This window comes from Ectopseudomonas alcaliphila, assembly GCF_900101755.1.
GTDB lineage: Bacteria > Pseudomonadota > Gammaproteobacteria > Pseudomonadales > Pseudomonadaceae > Aquipseudomonas > Aquipseudomonas alcaliphila.
The window spans coordinates 123,642-148,955 of the sequence record NZ_FNAE01000002.1 but is presented as its reverse complement, the minus strand read 5'-3'; the positions used below and the strand labels follow the sequence as shown (position 1 = coordinate 148,955).

General features: G+C 65.1%; 23 protein-coding genes. 9 read left to right on the top strand and 14 right to left on the bottom strand.

All coding sequences use genetic code 11. The features are described 5' to 3' along the window. Both BLR77_RS09435 and cls read right to left on the bottom strand, forming a co-directional pair. A complete protein-coding gene (locus BLR77_RS09435) occupies positions 1 to 1,650 on the bottom strand; it encodes a ShlB/FhaC/HecB family hemolysin secretion/activation protein (RefSeq protein WP_156085547.1) in 1,650 nt (549 codons plus the stop codon). A gap of 310 nt (positions 1,651 to 1,960) precedes the next feature. After that, positions 1,961 to 3,406, bottom strand: coding sequence for a cardiolipin synthase (gene cls, locus BLR77_RS09430; RefSeq protein WP_074677069.1), 1,446 nt, complete (start codon positions 3,404 to 3,406; stop codon positions 1,961 to 1,963). A 282-nt stretch (positions 3,407 to 3,688) separates the two neighbouring features. On the opposite strand from cls, the gene BLR77_RS09425 reads away from it, so the two are divergent. Next, positions 3,689 to 5,356: a BCCT family transporter gene (locus BLR77_RS09425; RefSeq protein ID WP_074677067.1), complete on the top strand. Its 1,668-nt coding sequence runs from the start codon at positions 3,689 to 3,691 to the stop codon at positions 5,354 to 5,356. A 229-nt stretch (positions 5,357 to 5,585) separates the two neighbouring features. On the opposite strand, the gene BLR77_RS09420 is transcribed toward BLR77_RS09425, so the two are convergent. Continuing rightward, positions 5,586 to 6,974 carry an L-serine ammonia-lyase gene (locus tag BLR77_RS09420; protein ID WP_059391065.1) on the bottom strand — a complete coding sequence of 463 codons (1,389 nt, stop codon included), beginning with the start codon at positions 6,972 to 6,974 and terminating at the stop codon, positions 5,586 to 5,588. Between the two features lie 183 nt (positions 6,975 to 7,157). On the opposite strand from BLR77_RS09420, the gene BLR77_RS09415 reads away from it, so the two are divergent. Continuing rightward, complete coding sequence (locus tag BLR77_RS09415) at positions 7,158 to 8,060, top strand: LysR family transcriptional regulator (RefSeq protein WP_074677065.1); 903 nt, start codon at positions 7,158 to 7,160, stop codon at positions 8,058 to 8,060. A gap of 300 nt (positions 8,061 to 8,360) precedes the next feature. Here BLR77_RS09415 and BLR77_RS09410 read toward each other — a convergent pair whose 3' ends face one another. From BLR77_RS09410 to BLR77_RS09390, 5 genes are all read right to left on the bottom strand, one after another. Continuing rightward, positions 8,361 to 8,522, bottom strand: a complete 162-nt coding sequence (locus BLR77_RS09410) for a DUF2986 domain-containing protein (RefSeq protein WP_074677063.1) — start codon at positions 8,520 to 8,522, stop codon at positions 8,361 to 8,363. 40 nt (positions 8,523 to 8,562) lie between these two features. After that, complete coding sequence (locus BLR77_RS09405; protein WP_074677061.1) at positions 8,563 to 9,144, bottom strand: DUF3267 domain-containing protein; 582 nt, start codon at positions 9,142 to 9,144, stop codon at positions 8,563 to 8,565. A 111-nt stretch (positions 9,145 to 9,255) separates the two neighbouring features. Continuing rightward, positions 9,256 to 9,705, bottom strand: a complete 450-nt coding sequence (locus BLR77_RS09400) for a hypothetical protein (RefSeq protein ID WP_074677059.1) — start codon at positions 9,703 to 9,705, stop codon at positions 9,256 to 9,258. A 168-nt stretch (positions 9,706 to 9,873) separates the two neighbouring features. Continuing rightward, positions 9,874 to 10,581 carry a 3'-5' exonuclease gene (locus BLR77_RS09395; RefSeq protein WP_074677057.1) on the bottom strand — a complete coding sequence of 236 codons (708 nt, stop codon included), beginning with the start codon at positions 10,579 to 10,581 and terminating at the stop codon, positions 9,874 to 9,876. Continuing rightward, entirely contained in the window at positions 10,578 to 12,497 is a 1,920-nt protein-coding gene (locus BLR77_RS09390) for a DUF294 nucleotidyltransferase-like domain-containing protein (RefSeq protein ID WP_074677055.1), read from the bottom strand. The genes BLR77_RS09395 and BLR77_RS09390 overlap by 4 nt, the downstream gene beginning before the upstream one ends. A gap of 91 nt (positions 12,498 to 12,588) precedes the next feature. Here BLR77_RS09390 and BLR77_RS09385 point away from each other — a divergent pair, with 91 nt between their 5' ends. Both BLR77_RS09385 and BLR77_RS09380 read left to right on the top strand, forming a co-directional pair. Next, positions 12,589 to 13,155, top strand: a complete 567-nt coding sequence (locus BLR77_RS09385; RefSeq protein ID WP_074677053.1) for a LemA family protein — start codon at positions 12,589 to 12,591, stop codon at positions 13,153 to 13,155. A 2-nt stretch (positions 13,156 to 13,157) separates the two neighbouring features. Beyond that, positions 13,158 to 15,083 (top strand): DUF2207 domain-containing protein, encoded by a 1,926-nt coding sequence (locus BLR77_RS09380; protein WP_074677051.1) that lies wholly within the window; start codon positions 13,158 to 13,160, stop codon positions 15,081 to 15,083. A gap of 66 nt (positions 15,084 to 15,149) precedes the next feature. On the opposite strand, the gene thrS is transcribed toward BLR77_RS09380, so the two are convergent. The 5 genes from thrS to folE2 all read right to left on the bottom strand — a co-directional run bounded on the left by thrS (position 15,150) and on the right by folE2 (position 20,198). Further along, positions 15,150 to 17,078, bottom strand: coding sequence for a threonine--tRNA ligase (thrS, locus tag BLR77_RS09375; RefSeq protein ID WP_074677049.1), 1,929 nt, complete (start codon positions 17,076 to 17,078; stop codon positions 15,150 to 15,152). 231 nt (positions 17,079 to 17,309) lie between these two features. After that, on the bottom strand, positions 17,310 to 18,650 hold the full coding sequence (locus tag BLR77_RS09370) for a dihydroorotase (RefSeq protein ID WP_074677047.1): 1,341 nt from the start codon (positions 18,648 to 18,650) through the stop codon (positions 17,310 to 17,312). Continuing rightward, a complete protein-coding gene (gene yidD / locus BLR77_RS09365; protein WP_074677045.1) occupies positions 18,643 to 18,888 on the bottom strand; it encodes a membrane protein insertion efficiency factor YidD in 246 nt (81 codons plus the stop codon). The genes BLR77_RS09370 and yidD overlap by 8 nt, the downstream gene beginning before the upstream one ends. Beyond that, positions 18,885 to 19,304, bottom strand: a complete 420-nt coding sequence (gene hisI, locus BLR77_RS09360; RefSeq protein ID WP_074677043.1) for a phosphoribosyl-AMP cyclohydrolase — start codon at positions 19,302 to 19,304, stop codon at positions 18,885 to 18,887. Before hisI ends, yidD begins: the two co-directional genes overlap by 4 nt. Positions 19,305 to 19,307: 3 nt before the next feature. Then, positions 19,308 to 20,198, bottom strand: a complete 891-nt coding sequence (gene folE2 / locus BLR77_RS09355) for a GTP cyclohydrolase FolE2 (protein ID WP_074677041.1) — start codon at positions 20,196 to 20,198, stop codon at positions 19,308 to 19,310. 71 nt (positions 20,199 to 20,269) lie between these two features. Between folE2 and dksA the strand changes: the two genes are divergently transcribed. Genes dksA through BLR77_RS09340 form a run of 3 tightly spaced genes read left to right on the top strand, consistent with a single transcriptional unit; the run spans position 20,270 to position 22,556 of the window. Continuing rightward, the gene (gene dksA / locus BLR77_RS09350; protein ID WP_074677040.1) at positions 20,270 to 20,692 is read left to right on the top strand and encodes an RNA polymerase-binding protein DksA; all 423 of its coding nucleotides are present in this window, start codon (positions 20,270 to 20,272) and stop codon (positions 20,690 to 20,692) included. A 14-nt stretch (positions 20,693 to 20,706) separates the two neighbouring features. Continuing rightward, the gene (gene zigA / locus BLR77_RS09345) at positions 20,707 to 21,912 is read left to right on the top strand and encodes a zinc metallochaperone GTPase ZigA (RefSeq protein WP_074677038.1); all 1,206 of its coding nucleotides are present in this window, start codon (positions 20,707 to 20,709) and stop codon (positions 21,910 to 21,912) included. After that, positions 21,912 to 22,556: a DUF1826 domain-containing protein gene (locus BLR77_RS09340; protein WP_074677036.1), complete on the top strand. Its 645-nt coding sequence runs from the start codon at positions 21,912 to 21,914 to the stop codon at positions 22,554 to 22,556. The genes zigA and BLR77_RS09340 overlap by 1 nt, the downstream gene beginning before the upstream one ends. 392 nt (positions 22,557 to 22,948) lie before the next feature. On the opposite strand, the gene BLR77_RS09335 is transcribed toward BLR77_RS09340, so the two are convergent. Then, positions 22,949 to 23,299, bottom strand: a complete 351-nt coding sequence (locus BLR77_RS09335; RefSeq protein WP_074677034.1) for an NADH:ubiquinone oxidoreductase — start codon at positions 23,297 to 23,299, stop codon at positions 22,949 to 22,951. 95 nt (positions 23,300 to 23,394) lie between these two features. Between BLR77_RS09335 and BLR77_RS09330 the strand changes: the two genes are divergently transcribed. Together BLR77_RS09330 and BLR77_RS09325 are read left to right on the top strand one after the other, a co-directional pair. Continuing rightward, positions 23,395 to 24,372, top strand: coding sequence for a CobW family GTP-binding protein (locus tag BLR77_RS09330; protein WP_074677032.1), 978 nt, complete (start codon positions 23,395 to 23,397; stop codon positions 24,370 to 24,372). Between the two features lie 37 nt (positions 24,373 to 24,409). Continuing rightward, positions 24,410 to 25,288: an alpha/beta fold hydrolase gene (locus tag BLR77_RS09325; RefSeq protein ID WP_074677031.1), complete on the top strand. Its 879-nt coding sequence runs from the start codon at positions 24,410 to 24,412 to the stop codon at positions 25,286 to 25,288. Positions 25,289 to 25,314: the final 26 nt, after the last annotated feature.

Sequence of the window (25,314 nt, the reverse complement as noted above, 5' to 3'; positions counted from 1 at the left end):
TCAGAACGACAGGACGACGGTGAAAGCACTGGTGTAGTCGGCAGTCTTGAAGCCTTCGGGCTTCTTCAGCGGCGTGCCCCAGGACCAGTCGTAGGACAGATTCCGATAGGCTCCACGCAGGCCGACCACGGCACCGGCCAGGCGGCGGCCGATCAGGTAGTCGGCGGAGTTGCCGCCGACCTCGCCGTAGTCGATGCCGGCGTATAGCTCCTGGCCGCTGTCACCAAGGGCCAGGCCCAGTTCGTTGCTCAGGGTCCAGCCACGGTCGGCGGAGAGAATGTTTTCGCCATCGAAGCCGCGCACGGTGTAGCGCCCGCCGATGCTGAAGCGGTCCTGCGGGACCAGGTTGGTGCGGTTCCATTGCGCACGCCAGGCGCCGAGGTAGCGTAGGCGCTGGTCATAGACGTTGAAGGGCACCTGCCATTGGCTGTCGGCCAGGATGATCTGCGAGCGCGAGGTGCCGTCACCGAAGCTTTGCTCGGGAGCCTCCAGCGCCCGGTGCGCACCGGTGCCACGGCGGTAGCTCAGGCTCAGGTCGAAGGTGGCCGGGCCGATGAACTCGCGGTGGCCGACGCCACCCTGCCAGCCTGCCATGCGCCGACGTTGTTGCTGGATTTCGGTGTCGTCGATGAAGTTCTCCGAGCTGCGTGTCCACAGGCTGCCCCATAGCGTGGTCTTGCGCACCGCGTCGCGGTACACCAGGCGCGACAGGCGCAACTCGTTGTTGCGGCTCTCGCCACGGTACAGGAAGTCTTGATTAATCCCGGCGATGGTCTGGTGATAGTCGTATTCGCTGCTGGTGAACGCCAGTTGCCAGTAGTCGTAGGGCACCGAGTAGTGAAGCGTGTGGCCCTTGGAACCACGGTCGCCATCCTCGCCGCCGCCCAGGTCATGGTTGAAGCTGGCGTAGAACAAATCGTTGAGGGTCAGCGGGTTGTCCAGCGACAGGGCCACGGCGCCCTGATACTTGCCGGTGCTCTTGCTGCCGCCATTATCCAGCGACAAGCTCACGCGTGCCGGGAAGCGCTGGCGCCAGGCGATCACCACATCGCTCTCGCCCGGCCTGGCGCCGCTGGCGCTGGCCGGTACGATACGGATATCGGCCTCCACAGTCGGCACGCGCTTGAAGTTCTCCAGCGCCTGTTCGATATCGCGCAGGTTGAGCAGGTCGCCAGGGCTGGCCGGCATTGCGTTGAAGGTATTAGCGCGTTTGCTGGTCTCTTCGTCGAAGCGGATATCGCTGATACGACCGGGTAGCAGGGTCAGGGTCAGCACGCCGCTGTTCAGATCCTGGGCGCCGGCCAGTACGCGTGTGGTGACGTAGCCCTTGGCGATGATCGCGTTCTGGATGCGCTTCATCGTCAGGTTGATGCCTTGCGAACCTAGGCAGCGGCCCAGGGCCGGATCATCTTCGGGGTTGGCTGCCTGCAAGGCCCACTGGAACTGCTCTGCGGCTTCGCCGATCAGCTCGATCTGGTCGATGCGAAAGCAAGGTGTTTCCTCGCGTGGCAGGCGCGCCGCCTCTTCTTGAGGCAAGGCTTCGAGGCGGATGTCTGGGCGCGTCTCCAGTTGATCGCGCAGTACGCGCTCGCGCTCACGCTGGCGCAGCAACTCTTCTTCGGGGGTTGCGGCTTGCGCGGTCTGGGCCATTGTCAGAGCGGTTAATAGCAGCGAAGGGAAGGCGCGACGGAGGAGCGTGAAAACCCTTGTGCGCGACGAAGCGGGACATGGAATGAGTGACTGCATGACACATCCTTGTGGGCTGACGATGGTGCGTTGAACGAGCCACCCGGCGCTGCGGTGGTTGGCCGTTACACCTGGCTAGACGCGTGCTGAGAGGGGGTGAAAGAAAAAAAGTTTCGAGGCGAACGTGCAGTTCGTCGGGGCAGCGCATCGCGGTGTGATGTGGAGCGCATTTTCTCTTAGGCCCAAAGCGGCCTTGCCAGGTGGACGAGCGGGCTCAGAGAATCGGCGAGATCAGCCGCGCTACGCGCATGCCCAGTTGTTGCAGGCGGTGCAGGTTGCGCCGGTCGGCGTTGACCAGTTCGCGTGAGCGGCTGAAGTCTTCCTCCAGCATGTTCGCCACCTGGGCATTGAAGCCCTCATCGAAGGTCAGCAGGTTCACCTCGAAATTGAGGCGGAAGGAACGGTTGTCCAGATTGGCGCTGCCCAGCATGCTCGTGTCATGGTCGATCAGCAGCGCCTTCTGGTGCAGGAATCCCGGTTGGAAACGGAAGATGCGTACGCCAGCGCGCAAGGCTTCGAATGCGTACAGGCTGGAGGCGGCATAGACGATGCGGTGGTCGGGGCGCGCCGGCAGCAGCAGGCGCACGTCCACGCCGCGCATCACCGCCAGGCGCAGCGCGGCGAACAGCGCTTCGTCGGGTACGAAGTACGGGCTGCTCAGCCACACCCGCTCGCGCGCCGAGTGAATCGCCTCGACGAACAGCAGCGAGCAGGTTTCCTGCGGGTCGGCCGGGCCGCTGGCGATCACCTGGCAGAGCAGGCCGGGCTCGTCCTGCTTGCTCGGCATCAGCAGCGGTGGCAGCTTCTGGCAGGCCCAGTACCAGTCCTCGGCGAAGGCTTCCTGCAGGCTGGCCACCACGGGCCCGCGCACTTCGACGTGGGTATCGCGCCAGGGGGCCAGCGGTGGTTTCTGCCCGAGGTATTCGATGCCGACGTTGAGTCCGCCGAGAAAGCCGATCTCGCCGTCGACCACGACGATCTTGCGGTGGTTGCGAAAATTCAGCTGAAAGCGATTGAACAGCCCGGAGCGAGTGGGGAAGGCGTGTACCTCAACGCCGCCCCGGCGCAGGCGGTCGATGAAGGCGCCGGATAACGAGTGGCTGCCGACGCCGTCATACAGCACATGCACCTGCACGCCTGCGGCAGCGCGCTCCAGCAATACGTCTTGCAGGCGCCGGCCGAGGCTGTCGTCACGGATGATGAAGAACTGCAGCAGGATCACCTGCTGGGCGTTGGCCAGGGCTGCGAAGATCGCCGCGAAGGTGGCCTCGCCATCGATCAGCAGTTCGACGCGGTTGCCGATCAGGCCGGGTAGATGCGACAGGCGCGGCAGGGCGCGCAGGCGGTCGTAGGCCGGCGACAGGTGCGCGGCCTTGGCTTCCTCGACCCAGGGACGCCAGTCCTGTTCGGCCATGGCGTGGTGCATTTCCTTGTCGGCCTGGCGCCGCGCCTTGACGTAGGCATCGAAGCGGCTGCGGCCGAACACCAGGTACGGCAGCAGCGTCAGGTAGGGCATGAAGAACAGCGACAGCCCCCAGGCCAGCGCGCCCTGGGCGGTGCGCACGGTCAGCACGGCGTGGATCGCGGCCAGCACGCCGAGGGCGTGGGTGATGGCGATCAGGTAGGCGAACAGGTGGGGAATGCCGAAATCCGCAGGCATGCAGGGTCTTCCTTTGCACAAGCTGTGTGCAGCTGACCACGGGGTTTGCGCAGTGTTCGTGATCATCCTGCCACGGCCATCTGGCGAATGGCAGTGTCGGGCAAATTGCCACATCCTGAGGAATTATTCGGGAATCTCATGTGTCTGTGAGTCTGAGTGAGCGGAATTCATGTGTTACCCTTCTTGGTTCGACCCGTTTGCAGGTCGTCTTTAATTGGAGGAGGGCATCAGTCCTGTTCACGCTCGTCTAGCGAGTCAAACGCATCAAGGAGCACGCCAAGTATGGGAAACGTCCCTTCGCATGACACGACCCCGCCATCCGTAGCGGAAAACCACGAAGGCATCCCGGCCCCGTCCGGTGAAGCCAACCTGATCGACACCGATTACGTCATCGGTCAGGACAACATCAAAGGGCAATTCGTCTTCGCCCTCGACATCCACGGCAAGGTCTTCACCATCTCCGCGCTGGTCGCGGTGATCTTCGTGATCCTCGCCCTGGCCCTGCAGAACCAGATCGAACCGCTGTTCAGCGGCGTGCGCGACTGGCTCACTCATCACATGGCCTGGTTCTTCATTGGCGCCGCCAACATCTTCGTCCTGCTCTGCATCGGGCTGATCCTCTCGCCGCTGGGCAGGGTGCGCATCGGTGGCAAGGACGCGACCCCCGACTACACCTACATGGGCTGGTTCTCCATGCTGTTCGCCGCCGGTATGGGCATCGGCCTGATGTTCTACGGCGTGTCCGAACCCATGTCGCACTACAGCTCGGCGATGGGCGGCATCACCGTCGGTGAAGACGGCGTGCGTACCGACTGGGCACCGCTTGGCGGCGCCGCCGGCAACGCCGAGGAAGCGGTGCGCCTGGGCATGGCCGCGACCATCTTCCACTGGGGCCTGCACCCCTGGGCGATCTACGCCATCGTCGCGCTGGCGCTGGCGCTGTTCTCGTTCAACAAAGGCCTGCCGCTGTCGATCCGTTCGATCTTCTACCCGATCCTCGGTGAGCGCGTCTGGGGCTGGCCGGGCCATGTGGTCGACATTCTCGCGGTGTTCGCCACCTTGTTCGGCCTGGTCACCTCGCTGGGCCTGGGGGCGGAGCAGGCGGCTGCGGGGGTGGAGTATCTGTTCGGCATTCCGGCCACGGACGCCACCAAGGTGCTGCTGATCGTTGCCATCACCCTGATCGCATTGGCTTCGGTGGTCGCCGGCCTCGACAAGGGGGTCAAGCGTCTGTCGGAGATCAACATGGGGCTGGCCATGGCCCTGCTGCTGTTCGTCATCATCGTCGGGCCGACCCTGGCCATCCTCACCGGTTTCTTCAAGAACCTCGGCGCCTACCTGCAGTACCTGCCCGCGCTGTCCAACCCCATCGGCCGTGAAGACGCCAACTTCAGTCAGGGTTGGACGGCCTTCTACTGGGCCTGGTGGATCAGCTGGTCGCCGTTTGTGGGCATGTTCATCGCCCGGGTCAGCCGTGGCCGCAGCGTGCGTGAGTTCCTCATCGCCGTATTGCTGGTGCCGTCGCTGGTATCGGTGTTGTGGATGACCGCCTTCGGTGGCACCGCCATCAACCAACTGCTGGTGGATGGTTTCACCGGCGCGCAGGACGCCGGTCTGGAGTTGAAGCTGTTCAGCATGCTCGGCGAAATGCCGCTGACCGGCATCACCTCGTTCATCGGTATCGTGCTGGTGGTGGTGTTCTTCATCACCTCGTCGGACTCCGGATCCCTGGTGATCGACACCATCACCGCTGGCGGCAAGGTCAACGCACCGGTACCGCAGCGCGTGTTCTGGGCCAGCATCGAAGGCGTCATCGCCATCGCCCTGCTGCTTGGCGGCGGCCTGGTGGCGCTGCAGGCGATGGCCGTGTCGACCGGCCTGCCGTTCACCATCGTGTTGCTGGTGGGCTGTGTCTCCATCGTCAAAGGCCTGATGAGCGAGCCGCGTTAGCGATGTTCTGAAAAAGCCATTTATCGTCACTCCCGCGAAGGCGGGAGCCCAGGTGATTCGTAGGTTCTGGATGCCCGCCTGCGCGGGCATGACGGCTTTTTTAGTGTTTCTTTAGACGCCACGCAGCTCGCGCCCCTCTCCCCTTGATGGGAGAGGGGAAGCCGGCCACAAACAAAAACGCCGCGAACCTGCCAGGGTTCGCGGCGTTTTCGCATCTGGCGCGGGGGAATCAGCACTCGATGATGTTGACCGCCAGGCCGCCACGGGCGGTTTCCTTGTACTTGGTCAGCATGTCTGCGCCGGTCTCGCGCATGGTCTTGATCACCTTGTCCAGGCTCACGTAGTGCGAACCATCGCCGTAGAGCGCCATGCGCGCAGCGTTGATGGCCTTCACCGAGGCGATGGCGTTGCGCTCGATGCAGGGGATTTGCACCAGGCCGCCGACCGGGTCGCAGGTCAGGCCCAGGTGGTGCTCCATACCGATCTCGGCGGCGTTCTCGACCTGCTCGGGCGTACCGCCAAGTACCGCGCACAGCGCGCCGGCCGCCATTGAGCAGGCCACGCCGACTTCGCCCTGGCAGCCGACTTCGGCGCCGCTGATCGAGGCGTTTTCCTTGTACAGGATGCCGATGGCGCCGGCGGTCAGCAGGAAGTCGATGATGCCGCGCTCGCTGGCGCCGGAAATGGCGTTGGCGTAGTAGTGCAGCACCGCCGGGATGATGCCGGCGGCGCCGTTGGTCGGTGCCGTCACCACGCGGCCACCGGCGGCGTTCTCTTCGTTAACCGCGAGGGCCCAGAGGTTGACCCAGTCGAGCATGCGCAGCGGGTCTTCCAGGTAGCTGCGCTGGAAGCCGCCCAGCTTGCGCGCCAGGATCGCTGCGCGGCGGCGCACCTTGAAGCCGCCCGGCAGGATGCCCTCGGTGCGGCAGCCACGGTCGACGCAGGCCTGCATCACCTTCCAGATTTCCAGCAGGCCGGCATCGGTCTCTTCGTCACTGCGCCAATGGCGTTCGTTGCGGCGCATCACCTCGGCGATGCCAATGCCGTTCTCGCGCGCCAGGCGCAGCAGGTCGGCGCCGCTGCTGAACGGCAACGGCAGGCTGGTGGCGTCCGGGGCGATGACCTTGTGCTTGGAGCCGTCGGCGAGAATCGCCTCGCTGACCACGAAGCCGCCGCCCACCGAGTAATAGGTGGCCTCATGCACCTGAATGCCGGCGGCATCGAAGGCGGCGAAGCGCAGGCCGTTGGCGTGCAGCGGCAGCGCCTTGCGGAACATCTTCAGGTCGGCCTTCTCGTCGAAGGCGACGGAGTGCTTGCCGGCCAGGACGATGCGCTTGTCGCGGCGAATGGCCTCGATGTAGCCGGGCACCTGATCGACGTCGACGGTGTCCGGCTCGTAGCCGCTGAGGCCGAGCAGCACTGCCTTGTCACTGCCGTGGCCCTTGCCGGTGGCGCCCAGCGAGCCGTACAGCTCGGCGGCGACACGGGTCACCTGCGGCATGTGGCCGTGATTTTCCAGGGCGTGGGTGAACAGCGCGGCCGCACGCATCGGGCCGACGGTGTGGGAACTGGAGGGGCCGATACCGACTTTGAACAGGTCGAAAACACTGATAGCCATGGCGAGATTCTTCTTCTGTGGGCACGGCTGAAAACCGGGTTTTCAGTGATGCCTTTATGTGGGTGAACCACGCGCCCGGTTCAGCGCGTGTGGATATCTCTATCTAAGGCCGGCCATATCATTATGTATACTGATTTATTTTTAACCTATTCGTTAGCGACCCTTAACTATTGAGATCGCGTCATGGACATCACCCGCCTGCGCACCCTGCGTGAACTGGCCCGCTGCCGCACCATGGCGGCCGCCGCCGAGTCGCTGCACCTGACGCCTTCGGCCGTTTCACAGCAGGTTGCCCAGCTCGAACGCGAGGCGGATATGGCGCTGATCGAGCGACGCGGGCGCGGCGTGGTGCTGACCCCTGCCGGCGAACGGTTGGTGGCGCATGCCGAGCGCATCCTCATGGTGCTCGACGAAGCGCGCTCGGAGCTGGCGCTGCTGCGCGGCGAAATCGCCGGTGAACTGCGCGTGGCAGCCTTCCCCTCGATCGCCGTGGCGGTGATAGCGGAAACCGTGCGCGCGTTGCGCAGCGCCTACCCTCGGCTAAACGTGGTGGTTCTGGAGCTGGAACCGCAGGAAAGCCTCAGCGCCCTCGGCGCCTGGCAGATCGACGTGGCGGTGATCGACGACCTGGCCGTGGAGCCTGACGAGAACCGCGAGAACTACGCGCTGATTCCCCTGACCCAGGACCTGCTGCACGTGCTGCTGCCCATCGACCATGCGCTGGCCAGGCGCGACAGCCTGACCATCGCCGAGCTGCGCGACGAAGCCTGGGCGCTGGACTCCACCGGCAGCTCGTTCGGCGAATTCATCACCAACCTGTGCCGCCGCTCGGGCTATGCGCCGCGCATCAACGCCCACTGCGCCGGCTTCGAGATGGTCGCGGCCATGGTTGCCTCGGGCAACTCCATCTCCATCGTCTCCGGCCTGCGCCTGGTACGAACGCTACCTGGCGTCACCGCCGTGCCGCTGCTGCCGGATATCCAGCGCGGCGTCTTCCTCGCCTACCGCAAGGGCGAGCGTGATCACCCGGCGGTGAATGTGTTTCTCGACGAGGCGGTGTACACCGCCGACAAAGTCCTCGGCTAACGCCACTGGCCCCTGTAGGAGGGGCTGGGCGGCATTCCGCTTCAGCCGCGAGGCTTTTGCTCGCCTCTCCCATTCATGGGAGACGACTGCATGGATGCAGGAGGTAGAGCAACGCAGGATGCCCACGCCGAGGGGCCGGGGGAGAGGGTGCTTTTGATGGTACTCACACTCTGCGTGGGCATCTCCGTTCGGGACGCTCTGCGTCGGCGGACTCTGCCTAAACCGCAACGGACGCAGAGCGTCCTTGGCTGCGTTCCCACGCGGAGCGTGGGAACGATCAAACTGTCCGTTTGCCGACTTCTACTCAGCGGGAGTGACAGGCTCTTTAGCCGCTTCAGCCTCCAACTTCGCCCTGTCAGCCTTGCTAACGTACTTGGGTTTGTTGCTTTTGGGCGCGAGCTTGGCGTTGGCCTTCTTGGCGTGAGCCTCGAGTAGTTGCTTTATCTTTTTGCGGCGATTCATGGTCGTGTGTCTGCGTTGCCGTGAATGAATGGCACTCACTCTAGCCGCGTACGCGCCAATAGGTGTACCAACCGTTGTTGATGAGCTGGCTGTTCTTCGGGGTTCCCAGCAGCACCGCGAAAAAACCGAACAGATCGACGCTGGACGCGACCGCATTCCCCAGGATCAGCGCTCCCACCCACCATGCGCTCGTCTGGAAGGCGATTGCCAGGAGCATGGGAACTACCGAAAGCAGCAGGAAAGGGCTGACCAGGCCGAACAGGAAATTGGCGCGGCTTCGTTCACCGTCATAGTGGGCGTAGAAGACCAGATGAGACGGCCAGAAGCCCAGCGTCGTGCGTGCAGATGTTCCCCGGTCGGGTTGCATGACGGCGTGTATCGCCTCATGGGCGACGATAACTCCAACGTAGAGCAGCACCAGCTTGTAAGGCGTGAGGCCCTGGAGGTCGAAGGGCGTGAGCTTGAATAGCATCACGGTAAAGATGATAGCCAGTAAGAGGCTCAGAGGAATCGAAATGAGCCAGGTCGATACCCACGGCTTGGGTTCTTTGCAGGGTATCCAGTTGCCGGCATGAGGATCGAAATCCTGGTTTACCGGTAACGAGCCAATTCTGAATTTCACGATGAAGTTAGCCTGTAGCGGAATGCACAGAGAGGGTCACTGCCCGGATTGACGACATAGAAACAGCATCGGCTGCCGTCTTCGGGTGCTCAACATAGGGGTAACCCTTGGTCAGTTCTGAATGTATTCGGAGTTGACCAACTGCGTGTGCCTTGCGGTCAGCGTTTGCCGGCTGCTATCGGAATAGATGCTGGCGATCACGGCGTAATTCGTGTGTGCAGAGATGCCCTGTACGGCGGGTGAGGTCAGCACCCACACGTTGGGGTAGGGCGACGGCGTCATTTTCTTCAGGTCTTCGAGGGGACCCGCCAGGACAAACGGCTGTGAGCTGTCGGCTGGGTTCTGGAACTCGACCACCGCGTAGGCACTTTCCGGCAGGGTCTTGGTGATGACCAGGTTTACCCCGTAACGATAGGTGGGCGGATTGCCCAGTGTGATCACGAACCCACCGCCGAGGGTCGTGAAATATTCGCTTTGTTCCGGCTTTGGCAGGTTGGAGAGCGATGCGCAGGCGGCCAGGAGAAAAGACGCGAAGATGATGACGGGCAAGGTTTTTTTCATGAAGTCCCTTTGATGAGCAGTCCTGTGGCAGTGCTTGGCGCAGCACTCGAGCTGCGCTTCAGCCGGGACAGACGCTAGAGCATTTGCCCTGACGTGTCCATGCGATGAGATCGGCCCGTGCGCCAGCAGCGCCCGGCATGCGCGAATAGAAGCGCCGCGCCGGGGCAATCAGCTCCAGAGCGCCCCAACCGGTGTATGCGCCGGATAGTGCCTCGCCACCTGCGCCTGCAGCAGTTCTCCACAGGCCAGGGCATCGGTCAGCGCATGGTGCGCGGAGTAGAGTGGCAGGCCGTAGCGCAGGCGGCTGTCGGCCAGGCGGATGGAAATGGGTTCGCGGCCGCGCAGGCGGTCCCACCAGCTCACGGTGCGCTTGGGGTGCAGGCGGGCTTCCAGTTCCATGGTGTCGATGATGGGGAAGATCAGTCCTTCGCCCAGGTACTGGCGCACGGCCTGGTCGAGGAAGCTGCGTTCGATATTGCGGTAGTGCGCCACCACCACCTTGCCGGCCAGGGCTTCGAGCAGTTCGTCCAGCACGCTGGCCAGGCGCGGGGCATGGCGAATGTCGCTGTGGGTGATGTGGTGAAAGGTGACCGATTCGGCGTTCAGCTCGCCGGTGGGTTTGACCACCCAGTAGCGCGCCTCGCTGCAGCGAATGCGCTGCAGGCTCAGCGGCACCAGACCAAGGCTGACGATGGCGTTTTCGCGTGGGTCGAGGCCGGTGGTTTCCACGTCCAGCGCCACCAACGGGACGCTCTCCAATGGCGTATCGGCAGCGACGCAACCGGCGCCGTAGAAGGCGCGCAGGCGTGGGTCGCGGCTGCTTGCGGCGAGGTTGGCGAACAGTTGCGGCCAGTCCTGGGCCGCGCGCTCACTCATCGCGGGCGGCTCGCCGGTTGCGCCGGGTAGCGAAAGCGCAGGAACTTCTGCGCGTTGCTGATCACCTGGAAGGCTTCCTTGAGGTGCTGGCGTTCGCTGGCGCTGAACTGTTCCGGCTCGATGTAGTTGCTTGGCGCGTTGCCGGCTTCGACTTCACGTGCCTGATGGCGCACGCGCACCAGGCTGAGGAACTCGAAGGCGTAGCGCAGGTGCTCCAGCGCTTCCTTGGGCAGCAGCTTGGTGGCGGCGATGGCGTCGAGGCGATCCAGCGAGTTCTGCGCCTTGGAGCCGCAGGCCAGGGCATGCACGCGGATCAGGTCGGTGAGCGGCGCGGTACCACGGCCCTTGAGGTTGATGATGTTGCGGTGGCGGCCGTCGGTTTCCATCACGAAGGTGCGGAAGAAGCCCAGCGGCGGCGTGCGGTTGAGCGCGTTACGCGCCAGTGCGGCGAGGAAGGCGGGGCTGGCGCTGGCCTTTTGCGCCAGCAGGTCCTTGAGGTTCTCCACCAGCTCGGTTTCGCCGGAGAGGCCGTCGAGGTCGAAGAAGATGCTGGCGTTGAGCAGGGTTTCCGGGTTGGGCCGCTCGATCCATTCGCTGAAGTACTGCCGCCATACCTTCAGCGGCTGCCGCCATCTGGGGTTGGTGGCCATGATGCCGCCCTTGCAGTAGCTGTAGCCGCAGGCGGCCAGGCCGTCGCTGACGAACTGCGCCAGTTCGGCGAAGTAGGCGTCGTGTTCGTCCGCATCGAAGCGATCGTCGAGCACCAGGGCGTTGTCCTGGTCGGTGAGCAGCAGTTGTTCGTCGCGGGCCATGGAGCCGGCGACCATGAAGCAGTAGGGCACCGGCGGCGGGCCGAGCTTCTGCTCGGCCAGCTCCAGCAGGCGCTGGCTGAAGGCGCGGCCGATGCCGCTCATGGCGCTGCCGACCATGTGCGCGCTGGCGTCGTCGGCGACCATGCGCACGAAGGTGGCGCGCAGATCCGGCAGCAGGCTCTTGAGGCCGTCCACCGAGGTTTTGTTGAAGATACCGTTGACCAGGTACAGGCTGCTGCGCGACTCGTAGCGGATGATGTCGGCCAGCGCCACCACGCCCACCGGGCGGCGGCGATGCAGCACCGGCAGGTGGTGGATGTTGTTGCGCAGCATGCACAGCATGGCCTCGAACACCGAGTCGTCGGCCTGCAGGGTGATGGGGTTGGGCGTCATCACCTGGCTCACCGGGGTGTCGCTGGGCAGGCCGGCGGCGACCACGCGGGTGCGCAGGTCGCGGTCGGTGAGGATGCCGGCCATCACCTGGGTCTGTTGTTCGGCCACGTCCACCTGGTGCGGGTCGGGCCAGCGTGTGCCGGGGTCGACGACGATCACCGAGGATACGCTGTGCTCGGTCATCACCTGCGCCACCTGCTGGATCGGCGTGTCCAGCGGCACGCTGACCGCGCCGCGCGAGATCAGCTTGCGCACCTTGATCTTCATCAGCTCGTTGGCCTTGCCATGGCTGTCTGCCAGGGCCGACTTGAGCCGCGACTGACCCTCGGCCTCGACGAAGTCGGCGAAGCTGTCGAACTGCTCGCAGAGCTGATGGAACAGCGTGCCAGGGATGAAGTAGATCAGGCTGTCTTCCAGCGCGGTGGCGCCCAGGCGTACCTTGTTGCCGCGCAGCAGGCCGGCCTGGCCGAAGATGTCGCCCTCGGTCAGGCGGTTGTGCAGTTCGCCGCCGCGCCGGTGGATCTCCACCGCGCCACTGCGCACGTAATGCAACTCGTGGATCGGCGCACCGACGGCGAGGATTTCGCTACCGGCCTTGAAGTAGGCCACTTGCACCTGGCGGGCGATCTCGTCGAGAGTCTGCTCCGGCAGATTGTCGAAAGGGGCGAAGCGATTCAGGTGGTCGCGGATCTCGATCAACTCGATCTGCATGCGGGCCTCGCTGACTGGCTGGCACTACAGGATACGGGCTGCCACGATGTCAGTGCAAAGCGGGTGGTAATCAGCCAATCAAGGAGAGGCTATGCAGGGTTTAGGACTTTGGTGGTTGGCGGGCGCGTTGCTGGTGCTCGGCGGCGCGACGGTTTTCTACTACAACCGCCTGGTGTTCAACCGCCATCGCGTGGCCGAGGCCGGCAGCGGCATCGACGTCCAGCTCAAGCGCCGCGCCAGCCTGATTCCGGCGCTGGTGGAATGCGTGCGGCAGTACATGAGCTACGAGCAGAGCACGCTGGAGGCGCTGGTGCAGGAGCGCATGCGCGCCGTACAGCTGGCCGACTCACCGTTGGGCCAACGGGCACCGGTTGAGGCGCAACTGGGCAGCCAGTTGCGGCAGCTCTTCGCCCTGGTCGAGGCCTACCCCCAGCTCAAGGCCGACAGCCAGTTTCGCGAGTTGCAGGGCAACATCAGCGAGGTCGAGAACCATATCCAGATGGCGCGGCGTTACTACAACGGCGCGGTGCGCGAGCTGAACGTGCTGGTCGAGTCAGTGCCGAGCAATCTGGTGGCGCGTCTGTTTTCCTTTACCCCGGCCGAATACTTCACGCTGGATGATCCGCGTGACGGCCAGTCGCCGAAGATGGAGTTCTGAGCATGCAAGGATGGCTGCGTGGCCTGTTGCTGATGGGTTGTCTGTTGCCCGGCCTGGTGTCGGCGCAGGAGGCTATCGAGGATTTTGCCGTGAGCCTGCAGGTCGAGGCGGACGGCAACCTGCTGGTGATCGAGCAGATCACCGTGCGCGCCGAGGGCCGGGATATTCGGCGCGGCATCTATCGCGATCTGCCGGTCAGCTATGCGCTGCCGATGGGGCTGGAGCAACGCAGCCCGATTACCCTGCTGGGGGTGACCCGCGATGGTCAACCCGAGTCGGTGCGCAGCGAGCGTAGCGGTGCCTGGGTGCGTTTCTATCTGGGTTCGCCTGATGTGCTGCTGGAGACCGGGCGCCACCGTTACGAGCTGCGTTACCGGGTCGGGCGCATATTGCTGCATCACGCCGACACGGACGAGTTGTACTGGAACGTCACCGGCAACGGCTGGGTTTTTCCGATCCGCCAGGCGTCGGTCGAAGTACTCCTGCCGTCAGGTGCGCGCATCGGCCAACTGGCCGCTTATACCGGTGCGCAGGGCGATCAGGGCCAGGATTTCCAGATACTCGAACGTCGCGATGACTACCTGCGTCTGGCCACTAACGCGGAGCTGCCCGCCTATCATGGCCTGACGGTGGCCGTGGATTGGCAGGCGGGGCTGGTACCGCGGCCGGGCGCAATGCACAACGCCACGCGCGCGTTACTCGACAACCTCGGCGTGGGCATTGGTGCCGCGTTGCTGATAGGCCTGCTGCTGTTCTACCTGCGCGCCTGGAGCCGCGTCGGCCGCGACCCGCGCAAGGGTGTGATCATCCCTCTGTTCGAGGGGCCGCAGGGCATGAGCGCGGTGCAGGCTGGCTATCTCTGGCATCGCGGCTTGCGTGGCGCCTTCCCGGCGACGCGAGCCTTCAGCGTGTGGCTGACCGACATGGCCATCCGCAAGCATCTGCATATCGAGGACAAGACGCGCGGCGGCGGTTTCAGCCTGGCCCGCGACCAGGGGGCGGGCGGTGAGATGAGCAAGCTGGATCGCGACCTGCGCAAACGCCTGTTCCTGGCCAACAAGGAGGGTGTCGCGCTGACCATCGGCACCAAGTACGAGCCTCGCCTGGCGGACGCGGTGGCCGGGCTGAGCAGCCGGTTGGGCGAGCAGGGCAAGGCCTGGTTCGCCAACAACCGTGGCATCTGGGCTTTGGGGGTGCTGTGGGCCGTGCTCGGTTGTGCGCTGATGCTGGTGATGAGCACCCATGGCGATGATTTCGCCATCGGTTTGGCGGGGTTGGTGTTCGGCCTGGGCTTTGGCGTGCCGGCGCTAATCATGTTCAACCTGGCGTGGCGGCAGCCGAGCTTCGGCAAGAAGCTCCCCTTGATCCTCGCCGCGCTGATGTTCGGCTGGCCGATGCCGGTGGGCCTGCTGATGATCGCCGACGTGGCGCCTCTGCCGACCTTGTTGCTGGTGATTCTGTACGCCGTACTGGTGACGGTTTTCTACTACCTGATGCCGGCGCCGTCATTGGAAGGGCGGCGCCTGCTCGATGCGCTGGAGGGCTATCGCGATTACCTGCAACTGGCCGAGCGTGACGTCCTGGCCCTGGCAGGCGACGCCCCGGCGATGAGCATCGCCCTGTACGAGCGCCATCTGCCCTTCGCCATGGCCTTGGGCGTGGAAGACAAATGGAGCGCGCGTTTCAGTGAAGCCCTGGCCAGCGGCCTGATCGACCCGGCGCAGCGTGACTATCAGCCGAGCTGGTACCACAGCCGCAACAGCTACAGCTCGCCACAGGCCCTGAGCGGTGCGCTGGCCGCCGGCCTCGCCAGCGCCACGGCCCTGGCCTCGTCGCCACCGTCGAGCAGTTCTTCGGGCGGCGGTGGTTCGTCCGGTGGTGGTTCATCCGGCGGCGGCGGTGGCGGCGGTGGCGGTGGGGGCTGGTAAGGCCGTTCAGCGCGTCCATCGAGCCGAGAAACGATCGGCGCGATGGGCGCTTCTGTGCAAGGAACCTCAGTCGTCGCTGTCCTCCTGGCCGGGCATGCGCGCCTCCTGGCTAAGACGTGCGACCAGTGCATCCAGCGTCAGGCTGCCGAGGTTGTCGCCGGCGCGGCTGCGCAGGGTGACGCGGCCTTCGGCCTTTTCCTGTTCGCCGATTACTAGCAGGTAGGGCACTTTCTGCAGGGTGGCTTCGCGGATCTTGTAGCCGATCTTCTCGTTGCGCAGGTCGACAGCCGCACGCAGGCCGGCACGCTTGAGCCTGGCCAGCACCTGGCGGGCGTAGTCGTTCTGCCCTTCGCTGATGGTCAGCACGGCGGCCTGCTGCGGCGCCAGCCACAGCGGGAAAAGGCCGCTGTACTGCTCGATCAGAATGCCGGTGAAGCGTTCCAGCGAGCCGAACAGGGCGCGGTGCAGCATCACCGGGCGTTCGCGTTCGCTCTGCTCGTTGATGTAGCTGATATCGAAGCGCTCCGGCAAGTTGAGGTCCACCTGCAGGGTGCCGCATTGCCAGTCGCGGCCGATGGCATCGCGCAGCACGAACTCCAGTTTTGGCCCGTAGAACGCGCCTTCGCCGGGGTTGAGTTGGTAGTCGATGTTCATCCGTTGCAGCGCGCCGGACAGTGCGCCTTCCAGCTGATCCCAGGTGGCATCGCTGCCGATGCGGTTGGCCGGGCGGGTGGAGAGTTTCACCGCCACCTCGTTGAAGCCGAAGTCGCGGTAGATGGCGAACACCAAGGCGATGGTGTCGGCGCACTCCTGCTCCATCTGCGCGGCGGTGCAGAAGATATGCGCGTCGTCCTGAGTGAAGTGGCGCACCCGCAGCAGGCCGTGCAGCGCGCCAGAGGGCTCGTAGCGGTGCACCTTGCCGAACTCGGCCATGCGCAGCGGCAGGTCGCGGTAGCTCTTCAGGCCACGGGCGTAGAGCGCCACGGCGCCGGGGCAGTTCATCGGCTTGAGGGCGAATACTCGTTCGTCCTCGGTGCTGGTGGTGAACATGTTGTCGCGGTAGTTGAACCAGTGCCCGGAGGTTTCCCACAGGCTGCGGTCCATCACGTCCGGTGTGTTGACCTCTACATAACCGGCGGCGTCCTGCTGCTGGCGCATGTAGTTGATCAACTGCTGGAGCAGGGTCCAGCCCTTGGGGTGCCAGAACACCGAACCGGGTGCGCAGTCGTCGAAGTGGAACAGGTCGAGCTGGGCGCCGAGCTTGCGGTGGTCGCGTTTGCCGGCTTCCTCCAGGCGTGTGAGGTAGGCCTTGAGCTCTTTCGGCGTGGCCCAGCAGGTGCCATAGATGCGTTGCAGCGCGGCGTTCTTCGCGTCGCCGCGCCAGTAGGCACCGGCCACCTTGGTCAGTTTGAACGCCTGCAGCAGGCCGGTGCGCGGGATATGCGGACCGCGGCACAGATCCTCGAAGTCGCCCTGGCGGTACAGCGACAGTACCTCGCCGTCGGGAATATCGCGGATCAGCTCGGCCTTGTAGTGCTCGCCCTGCGCCTCGAAGTGGGCGATGGCTTCATCACGCGGCAGTTCGCGACGGCTGACCGGCAAATCGGCGGCGGCCAGCTCGTTCATGCGCGCTTCGATGCGTTCGAGGTCGTCCGGGGTAAAGGGCCGCTCGAAGGCGAAATCGTAGAAGAAGCCGTCCTCGATCACCGGGCCGATGGTCACCTGGGCGCTGGGGTACAGCTGCTTCACGGCCATCGCCAGCAGGTGCGCGCAGGAGTGGCGCAGCAGCTCCAGGCCCTCGGAGTCGCGGCCGGTGATCAGACTCAGGCTGGCGTCTTTGTCGATCAGCGTGCTGGTGTCCACCAGTTGGCCGTCGAGGCGCCCGGCCAATGCGGCCTTGGCCAGGCCGGGGCCGATATCGGCGGCCACCTCGGCCACGCTTAAAGGCTGGGAGTAGTGACGCTGGCTGCCGTCGGGCAGGGTAATGCTGGGCATATCAGTTCTCTAATCAAGTTCGGTTAAATATGAAATCCGTAGGGTGGGTTAGCGGCGCAGAACCGTGCTCAGGAAGGCCCAGCGTCATTCGTGCGCCGCGTAACCCACCATCGGCGCAACGCAGGGAGATCGCCTGGTGGGTTACGCGGCGCGCCACGATGGCGGTGTCTGATCGTTTGGAGCTTGGCGCCGCTAACCCACCCTACAAAAGCGGTCTTATTCAGTTGCGTGTCAGCCGCGCTGGTAGCGCAGCGGCAGCCCCTGGCAATCGTCCTTTACCTGGCCGTCGTGCCAGGCCAGTTGCCCGGAGACGAGGGTGCTGCGCACGGCATGGCGGAAGGATCGGCCTTGGAAAGGCGTCCAGCCGCAGTGGGCGAGGATCGGGTCGGCCGCCACCGGGCGCGGCTCGGCCAGGCGTTCGACCAGGGCCAGGTCGGCCCAGTAGCCTTCGCGCAGGTAGCCGCGTTGCTCGATGGCGAAGCGCTCGGCCACGGCGTGGCTGGTCTTTTCCACCAGCAGCGGCAGGGGCAGCAGGTCGTCGGCCACCAACTCCAGCAACGATGGCAGGGCGTGCTGCACCAGCGGCAGGCCGGCCGGCGCTTGCAGGTAGGGGCGCTGCTTTTCTTCCAGCGTGTGCGGCGCGTGGTCGGTGCCGATGATGTCCAGGCGCCCGCACAGCAGGGCCTGGCGCAGGGCGTCGCGGTCGGCCTTGGTCTTGATCGCCGGGTTGCACTTGATCAGGTGGCCGAGCGCGGCGTAGTCGCCTTCATCGAAGTACAGGTGATGGGCGCAGACCTCGGCGGTGATCTGCTTGCCGGCCAGCGGGCCTGGCTGGAACAGGCCCAGCTCCCGGGCCGTGGTGATATGCAGCACATGCAGCTGGGTGCCATAGCGCCGCGCCAGGCTGACGGCGAGGCTGGAGGACTGGTAGCAGGCCTCGGCGTCGCGGATCGCCGGATGCTCTGCGGCGGGGATGTCGTCGCCGTAGCGCGCCTGCCACTGCGCCTCGCGTTCACGGATGCGCGGGGTGTGCTCGCAATGCGTCAGCAGCACGGTCGGGCAGTCGCGGAACAGCCGTTCCAGCGCTGGCAGGTCGTCGACCAGCATGTTGCCGGTGCTGGCGCCCATGAACACCTTCACCGCCGCCACGCGGCTGGGGTCGAGCGCGGCGACGGTGTCGAGGTTGTCGTGGCTGACGCCGAAGTGAAAGCCGTAGTTGACCCGCGAGCAACTGGCGGCGCGTTGTTCCTTGGCCGCCAGCGCCTCCAGGGTCAAGGTCGGCGGGTTGGTGTTGGGCATGTCCATGACGCTGGTGATGCCGCCGGACACCGCCGCGCGCGACTCGCTGGCGAAGCTGCCCTTGTGCGGCGCGCCGGGGTCGCGAAAGTGCACCTGGTCATCGATCATGCCGGGCAGCAGGTACTGCCCGGCGGCGTCGATTTCAGTGCTGGCGCTCACTCCCTCGATGCTGCTGGCGATCTTCTCGATACGGCCGTTATGCACCCAGACATCGGCGTCGAACTCCCGGCCTTCGTTGACCAGGCGGGCATTACGAATCAGCAGGTCAGTCATGGCGATGTTCCTGGGAGCAGCGATGGGTGGGGGGCACCGGGTCGTAGCCGCCCGGATGCCAGGGATGACAGCGCAGCAGCCGGCGCAGGCTCAGCCACAGGCCGCGCAGCAGGCCGTGCTTTTCCAGCGCCTCAATGGCGTAGTGCGAGCAGCTCGGGTGAAAGCGGCAGCGCGGTCCGAGCAGCGGGCTGATCAGGTACTGGTAGAAGCGCACCAGGGCGATGGCCAGGCGCTTCATGCGGGGCGGCTCACGGCCACGCGCAGGCGCTCGCCGTCCAGGTCGTTGTAGAAGCAGTTGGGCCGTCCGGTGTGGCAGGCCGGACCGAGCTGCTCGACCTTGAGCAACAGGGCGTCGCCGTCGCAATCGAGATGGGCGCTGAGCAGGCGCTGGCGATGGCCGCTGGTTTCGCCCTTGCGCCACAGGCGCTGGCGCGAACGCGACCAGTAGCAGACCTGGCCGCTGGCCAGGGTCTCCGCCAGCGCGCTGCGATTCATCCAGGCCAGCATCAATACCTCGCCGCTGTCGTGGCGCTGGGCAATCACCGGGATCAGCCCGGCGTCGTTCCAGGCGATGGCCTCCAGGGTCTCGCTCAGCGGCACGGTGTGGCCGGCGTCGGCCGATTCCAGCTGCACCCAGAAGGCGTGGGCAGTCATGGTTCAGCTCCAGTTCCAGCGGCTTTCTGCCACGGCGTCGTGGGCGTGCAGGCTTTCCGCATGGACGACCTTGAGGCGGAAGGCGCTGGTCTGCGGCAACTGGCGCAGAGCGCGGTGCAAACGGCGTGCGGCGTCCTCGCAGAACATCAGGTTCTGTCCGTTGGCGAGGGCGAAGGCCTGCTCGTCGGCGCGCTTCACTGCCGTCTGCACCGGTGTGCCAAGGGCCTGTTCGGCGCTGTCGATCAGTGCCAGCACGGGCAGGTCAACGCAGCCTGGCGCCAGGCGCAGTTGCAGGGTCGCCGTGCTGCGCTGGCTGTGTGGCGTGGCGACGATGCCCTGGGTCGAGCCGAGCCAATCGAGCACGTTGGAGTAATCCACCTGTTGGTCGGGAAAGTCCCAGGCGAAGCGTTGCTGGATCAACTGCCGCGCCAGCGCTGCCGAACAGGGGCAGGTGGACGAGTAGCCGACCTCGACCTGCAGCTCGATGTTCACGCCCCGGCCATCCTGCCTGGCGCGCAGTTCGAAGGGGTAGGCCTTCCAGCCGCTGAGCGGGCTGACCAGCGCCGGGCGCCTGAGTGGTACCTCGCCGCGCAGGGTCAGGGTGGCGCTGTCGGACAGTGCCTGATGGCTGCTCAGGCAGTCGTCCAGCACCTGCAGCACCGCCGGTACGGTCAATGCCTGATGCACCAGGCGTTGCGCCGCCAGGTACAGGCGCGACATGTGGATACCGCGCGCGCCGGCATCGTCGAGGCTGACGCCGATGTCGACGCTGGCGGTCACGGCGGCGTCCGCCAGGCGAATGGGCAGGGCGATGCCGGCCATGCCGACCCACTCCAGCGGCAGGTCATGGTGGGTGGCTTGGGCGGCAATATCCGGCAGAGGCTGTTCGTTCATCGCAAATCCGTGGGTAGCGGTCAGAAATAAATGTTATGTTATAACAATTAAAACAAGCCAGCCGATTTGCCATGACCCTGACCGCGACCACCGAAGCCGAGCTGCTGGCCCAGCCAGCCGATGACTACATGAACGACGCCCAGCAGCAGTTCTTCCGCGAGCTGCTGCTGACTCAGCGTGCCGAGTTGCAGGCGCGCATCGAGGAGGAATTCACCGAGCTGCGCCAACCCGAGATCAGCAGCGACGTCGCCGATATCGGTGCCGCCGAGGAGCAACGCCAGTGGCAGCTGCGCCTGCTGGAGCGGGAAAAGAAGCTGCTGGACAAGATCGACCAGGCGCTCGAACGCCTGGCGCGTGGCGAATACGGCTGGTGCGCCGAGACCGGCGAACCCATCGGCCTGAAGCGCCTGCTGCTGCGCCCGACCGCGACCCTGTGCATCGAAGCCAAGGAGCGTCAGGAGCAGCGCGAAAAACATCAGCGTGACCGTGACTGAACGAGGAACACCCCATGAATCAGCGTCTACCCGTTACCGTGTTGTCCGGCTTTCTTGGCGCCGGCAAGAGCACCCTGCTCAACCATGTGCTGAAGAACCGCGAGGGCCGCAAGGTCGCGGTGATCGTCAACGACATGAGCGAGATCAACATCGACGGTGCCACCGTCCAGCAGGACGTCAGCCTCAACCGCGCCGAAGAGAAGCTGGTGGAGATGAGCAACGGCTGCATCTGCTGCACCCTGCGCGAAGACCTGCTCGACGAGGTCAGCCGCCTGGCTAGCGAAGGCCGCTTCGACTACCTGCTGATCGAATCCACCGGCATCAGCGAGCCGTTGCCGGTAGCGGAAACCTTCACTTTCCGTGACGAGCAGGGGCGCAGCCTGTCCGACCTGGCGCGGCTGGACACCATGGTCACGGTGGTCGACGGGGTGAACTTCCTGCGCGATTTCCACGAGGCCGACAGCCTGGCCAGCCGCGGCGAAACCCTGGGCGAGGAGGACGAGCGTTCGATCACCGACCTGCTGATCGAGCAGGTGGAGTTCGCCGACGTGATCCTGATCAGCAAGATCGACCTGATCAGCCAGGCCGAGCGCGAGGAGCTGATGGCCATCCTCCGTGGTCTCAACACCCATGCCGACATCCAGGCCATGAGCATGGGCCAGATCGCCCTGGACAAGATTCTCGACACCGGCCGCTTCGACTTCGACCGCGCCTCGCAGGCGCCGGGCTGGCTCAAGGAGCTGCGCGGCGAACACGTACCGGAAACCGAGGAATACGGCATCGCCTCCAGTGCCTATCGTGCGCGCCGGCCGTTCCATCCGCAGCGCTTCTTCGATTTCCTTTCCCAGGAATGGCGCAACGGTCGTCTGCTGCGCTCCAAGGGCTTCTTCTGGCTGGCCAGCAAATACCAGGAGGCCGGCAGTTGGTCGCAGGCCGGCGGACTGATGCGCCATGGCCTGGCCGGGCGCTGGTGGCGCTTCGTGCCCAAGCAGCACTGGCCGCAGGACGAGGAAGGCCTGCAGACCATCATGAAGCACTGGAGCGCCGAGGTCGGTGATTGCCGTCAGGAGCTGGTATTCATCGGCCAGAATATCGATTTCCCGCGACTGGTCCGTGAGCTGGACGACTGCTTGCTGACCGACGAGGAAATGGCCGGCGGTCCGGACGCCTGGTGCCTGCTCGCCGACCCATTCGGCGCCTGGCAGCAGGAGGCTGCCTGATGTTCGCCCTGCAGTTGCCGAAAATGTCCCGGCAGGTGCTGGGCGAGGATATTCAGGTGCTCGGTGAGGTGCTGCACGATGGCGTCAATCTGGCCGTCTGGCAGCGCCGCCTGCCGGCGCAGATCGAAGACTTCGCCGAGACGCTGCTGGCGCAAGGTGAGCCGCTGGCGCAGTCCATGACGCTGGAGCTGCCGCACGCGGACAGCGAGCCGAACCTCGACGGTCTGCTGGCGCAGTACGCCGATCTGCCGGGCCAGGCGGCCTTTCTAGCCGACGTGGCCTGGCTGGTGCGCGCCTTTGCCTGCCTGCTCGACGCCGAGCGCATCGGCCTGCGCCTGCGTGCGCTGGACAAGGCCATGTGCCCACGTTTTCACGTCGACCATGTGCCGCTGCGGCTGATTACCAGCTATGCCGGTGTTGGCAGCGACTGGCTGGAAGAGGGCGCCATGCCGCGCAGCGGCCTCGGTCAGCCGGGTGCAGAGCCGCAGAACGAGGCGTTGATCCAGCGTCTCGACGCCGGCCATGTGGCGCTGGCCAAGGGCGAGAAATGGCACGGTAACGAGGGACGCGGGCTGATCCACCGTTCGCCGCAGCCGCCTGCCGGACAGCGGCGTTTGCTGTTGACCCTGGATTGGTTGGCCTGAATATCGCCCGCAAGCGGGCTCCTACAGGGGCGTTGCGTATGCTGTAGGAGCCGGTTTGCCGACGATGTATCGTCCAGCTGCAGTGCGCCAGCATCCCCGGATTGCATCCGGGCTATTCGCTAGCCTGAGCATTGCCCGCAGGCAACAGTAGGAGCCCCGCCTCGGGGCGAAGCGGCCGTGGTTGTTCAGGAAGAATTGCGGTGTGACCACCATTCGCCGCGGGGCGCGGCTCCTACGAGACGCTATCCACTGCAATGGGACATCACCAAAAAATAGGCCGGAGCGAATGCCCCGGCCTTAAGCACCAAGAGATCATGTCGACGCGTGACTCGACATGAGGGTTACGTGAGGTACCCGAGGTCATTAGGCGCTTTTTTGGTGACGCTTTGATGTCAGGGTTTGATCCACTGGCCCTGATACTGCGTCTTGCAGGCCGGTTCCAGGTACAACGCGTCGCTGGCCACGCCGTAGTAGTGGATATCCTGCAGGTACATACCGCTACCGGCGCGTGCGTTCTGGCAGACGCCGTAGGCACCCTTCGGGCACTGTTCGACGAACTCCACCTCGACTGTCTGGCCTTGCAACTGCGGCTGGCAGAAGCCCTCGCGAAACAGCGTGTCGGGGATGTTGCGATTCTCCTGGCAGATCTGCACGTCCAGGCGTTCGGCCTGGCTATGCACCACGCAGGCTTCGGCCAGGGCCAGGCCGGGCAATAGAGAGAACAGCAACAGCCATGCACGCATCGTTTCGACTCCCGAAAAACTGCCGGCGAATCTAACATGCTGCTCCTTTGCAGTCTGTGCTGGCACTTGTCTGGCGAACCACCGAACATACATTCATGCTCAGTCAAATCCCCACTCACCTCATCGCCGGCCCACTGGGTGCCGGCAAGACCAGCCTGATCCGTCATCTGTTGGCGCAGAAACCGGCAGACGAGCGCTGGGCCGTCCTGATCAACGAATTCGGCCAGATCGGCCTGGACGCGGCCTTGCTCGAGCAGGGCGACGACGGCATCGCCATGGCCGAAGTGGCCGGTGGTTGCCTGTGTTGCGTCAACGGCGCGCCGTTCCAGGTCGGCCTTGGGCGCCTGCTGCGCAAGGCCAGGCCTGATCGCCTGCTGATCGAGCCTTCCGGCCTGGGGCATCCGGCGCAGTTGCTGGCGCAGTTGCGTCAGCCGCCCTGGCTCGGTGTGTTGGCCGTGCAGCCGGCGCTGCTGGTGCTGGACGCCGCCGCGCTGGCGGCAGGCCAGCCGCTGCCTGACGTGCAGCGTCAGGCGCTGGGCGAGGTCGGCTTGTTGCTGCTGAACAAGAGCGCCGGGCTGGATGATGCGAGCCGTGCGCGAATTGCCGCGAACCTGCCGCCCGTACCGCTGCACTGGACTGAACAGGGCCAGCTCGACCTGGCCCTGTTGCCGGGCCTGGCGACGCAGGCCTCGCTCATCGAGGTGAGCGCCGAGTTACCCACAGCTGCACCCAGCCTGGCGCAGATCTGGCGCAACGTCGCCGAGCCGATCTGCCAGGTGCAGGATCGGACCGAGGGCTGGAGCATCGGCTGGCGCTGGCACCCGAGCCAGCGTTTCGACCTCGCGCAGGTCAGCCGGTGGCTGCAGAACCTGGGGTGGCGCAGGGCCAAGGCCGTGCTGCATGGCGCAGAAGGTTGGCACTCGTTGAATGCCTTGCAGGGGCACGCGCTGGAGGCCTGGGGCCCGAGCGAATGGCGCAAGGACTCACGGCTGGAGTTGATCTTCGATCAGGCGCAGGACGTCGCAGCGCTCAGCGCTGCGTTCGCCAACTGCCGAATCCCTGCGACGGGCTGATAAACTCGCCGCGCTTTCGTCGCTGTGGATAACCTCAATGCAACTGCTGCCCTGGTCTCATGACACGTCTGCCGGTTTCACCCTGCGCGGCTGGCACACACCGCCGTCAGGCAAGCCACTGCTGCATTTCTTGCACGGCAATGGCTATTGCGGGCGCGTCTACACACCGATGCTGGCGCTGCTGGCCGAGGATTTCGACCTCTGGCTGTGTGATGTGCAGGGCCATGGCGACAGCGATCACGGTGGTCGTTTCCATGGTTGGAACCGCAGTGCCGAACTGGCGGTGGAAGCCTTTGATGCCCTGCGCGGGACGTTCGGCGAAGTGCCGCGTTTCGCCCTCGGGCACAGCTTCGGCGGCGTGCTCACCAGCCTGATCCTGGCGCGCCATCCCGAGCTGTTCCGACGTGCGGTGCTGCTCGATCCGGTGCTGTTCAGTCCGGCGATGATCGGCGTCATGGCGCTGTCCGATGTGGTTGGTCTGGCGCAGCGCACCGGCATGGCGAAGAAGGCGCAGAAACGGCGTCGGCAATGGCCGGATCGCGCCAGTGCACACGCCGCACTGCATGGTCGTGGCATGTTCCGTGGCTGGGACGAGGCGGCTTTCGACGCCTATATCGAGCATGCGCTGAAGGACGTTGAAGGTGGCGTCGAGCTCAAGTGCCGGCCAAGTCGCGAGGCCGATATCTTCGGTTCCTTCCCGCGGCGCCTGTGGCCGTCGCTGGCCAAGGTGGCGACGCCGACCGAAGTGATTCATGGCGTGCACACCTATCCTTTCGTCGCCAAGTCGGTGGCGCGCTGGTGCGCGAGCAACGCCCATGTGCGCAGTCAGGTGGTGCCGGGTGGGCACTGCTTCATGCAGGAGCAACCGGCGGACAGCGCCGAGCGCGTGGCCGATTTCCTGCTGCAGCGCGGGTAGGGCGGGCGCAACCCGCCACCACTGAG

What these genes read in the sequence shown, in the direction of transcription:
- BLR77_RS09330 (WP_074677032.1), top strand. Translation starts at nt 23,395, where the DNA reads ATGCTCAGTCAAATCCCCACTCACCTCATCGCCGGCCCACTGGGTGCC.
- BLR77_RS09400 (WP_074677059.1), bottom strand. Translation starts at nt 9,705, where the DNA reads ATGAAAAAAACCTTGCCCGTCATCATCTTCGCGTCTTTTCTCCTGGCC.
- BLR77_RS09380 (WP_074677051.1), top strand. Translation starts at nt 13,158, where the DNA reads ATGCAAGGATGGCTGCGTGGCCTGTTGCTGATGGGTTGTCTGTTGCCC.
- BLR77_RS09420 (WP_059391065.1), bottom strand. Translation starts at nt 6,974, where the DNA reads ATGGCTATCAGTGTTTTCGACCTGTTCAAAGTCGGTATCGGCCCCTCC.
- BLR77_RS09335 (WP_074677034.1), bottom strand. Translation starts at nt 23,299, where the DNA reads ATGCGTGCATGGCTGTTGCTGTTCTCTCTATTGCCCGGCCTGGCCCTG.
- thrS (WP_074677049.1), bottom strand. Translation starts at nt 17,078, where the DNA reads ATGCCCAGCATTACCCTGCCCGACGGCAGCCAGCGTCACTACTCCCAG.
- BLR77_RS09410 (WP_074677063.1), bottom strand. Translation starts at nt 8,522, where the DNA reads ATGAATCGCCGCAAAAAGATAAAGCAACTACTCGAGGCTCACGCCAAG.
- dksA (WP_074677040.1), top strand. Translation starts at nt 20,270, where the DNA reads ATGACCCTGACCGCGACCACCGAAGCCGAGCTGCTGGCCCAGCCAGCC.
- BLR77_RS09390 (WP_074677055.1), bottom strand. Translation starts at nt 12,497, where the DNA reads ATGCAGATCGAGTTGATCGAGATCCGCGACCACCTGAATCGCTTCGCC.
- BLR77_RS09370 (WP_074677047.1), bottom strand. Translation starts at nt 18,650, where the DNA reads ATGACTGACCTGCTGATTCGTAATGCCCGCCTGGTCAACGAAGGCCGG.
- BLR77_RS09385 (WP_074677053.1), top strand. Translation starts at nt 12,589, where the DNA reads ATGCAGGGTTTAGGACTTTGGTGGTTGGCGGGCGCGTTGCTGGTGCTC.
- hisI (WP_074677043.1), bottom strand. Translation starts at nt 19,304, where the DNA reads ATGACTGCCCACGCCTTCTGGGTGCAGCTGGAATCGGCCGACGCCGGC.
- yidD (WP_074677045.1), bottom strand. Translation starts at nt 18,888, where the DNA reads ATGAAGCGCCTGGCCATCGCCCTGGTGCGCTTCTACCAGTACCTGATC.
- BLR77_RS09325 (WP_074677031.1), top strand. Translation starts at nt 24,410, where the DNA reads ATGCAACTGCTGCCCTGGTCTCATGACACGTCTGCCGGTTTCACCCTG.
- BLR77_RS09395 (WP_074677057.1), bottom strand. Translation starts at nt 10,581, where the DNA reads ATGAGTGAGCGCGCGGCCCAGGACTGGCCGCAACTGTTCGCCAACCTC.
- BLR77_RS09340 (WP_074677036.1), top strand. Translation starts at nt 21,912, where the DNA reads ATGTTCGCCCTGCAGTTGCCGAAAATGTCCCGGCAGGTGCTGGGCGAG.
- zigA (WP_074677038.1), top strand. Translation starts at nt 20,707, where the DNA reads ATGAATCAGCGTCTACCCGTTACCGTGTTGTCCGGCTTTCTTGGCGCC.
- BLR77_RS09435 (WP_156085547.1), bottom strand. Translation starts at nt 1,650, where the DNA reads ATGGCCCAGACCGCGCAAGCCGCAACCCCCGAAGAAGAGTTGCTGCGC.
- BLR77_RS09415 (WP_074677065.1), top strand. Translation starts at nt 7,158, where the DNA reads ATGGACATCACCCGCCTGCGCACCCTGCGTGAACTGGCCCGCTGCCGC.
- folE2 (WP_074677041.1), bottom strand. Translation starts at nt 20,198, where the DNA reads ATGAACGAACAGCCTCTGCCGGATATTGCCGCCCAAGCCACCCACCAT.
- cls (WP_074677069.1), bottom strand. Translation starts at nt 3,406, where the DNA reads ATGCCTGCGGATTTCGGCATTCCCCACCTGTTCGCCTACCTGATCGCC.
- BLR77_RS09425 (WP_074677067.1), top strand. Translation starts at nt 3,689, where the DNA reads ATGGGAAACGTCCCTTCGCATGACACGACCCCGCCATCCGTAGCGGAA.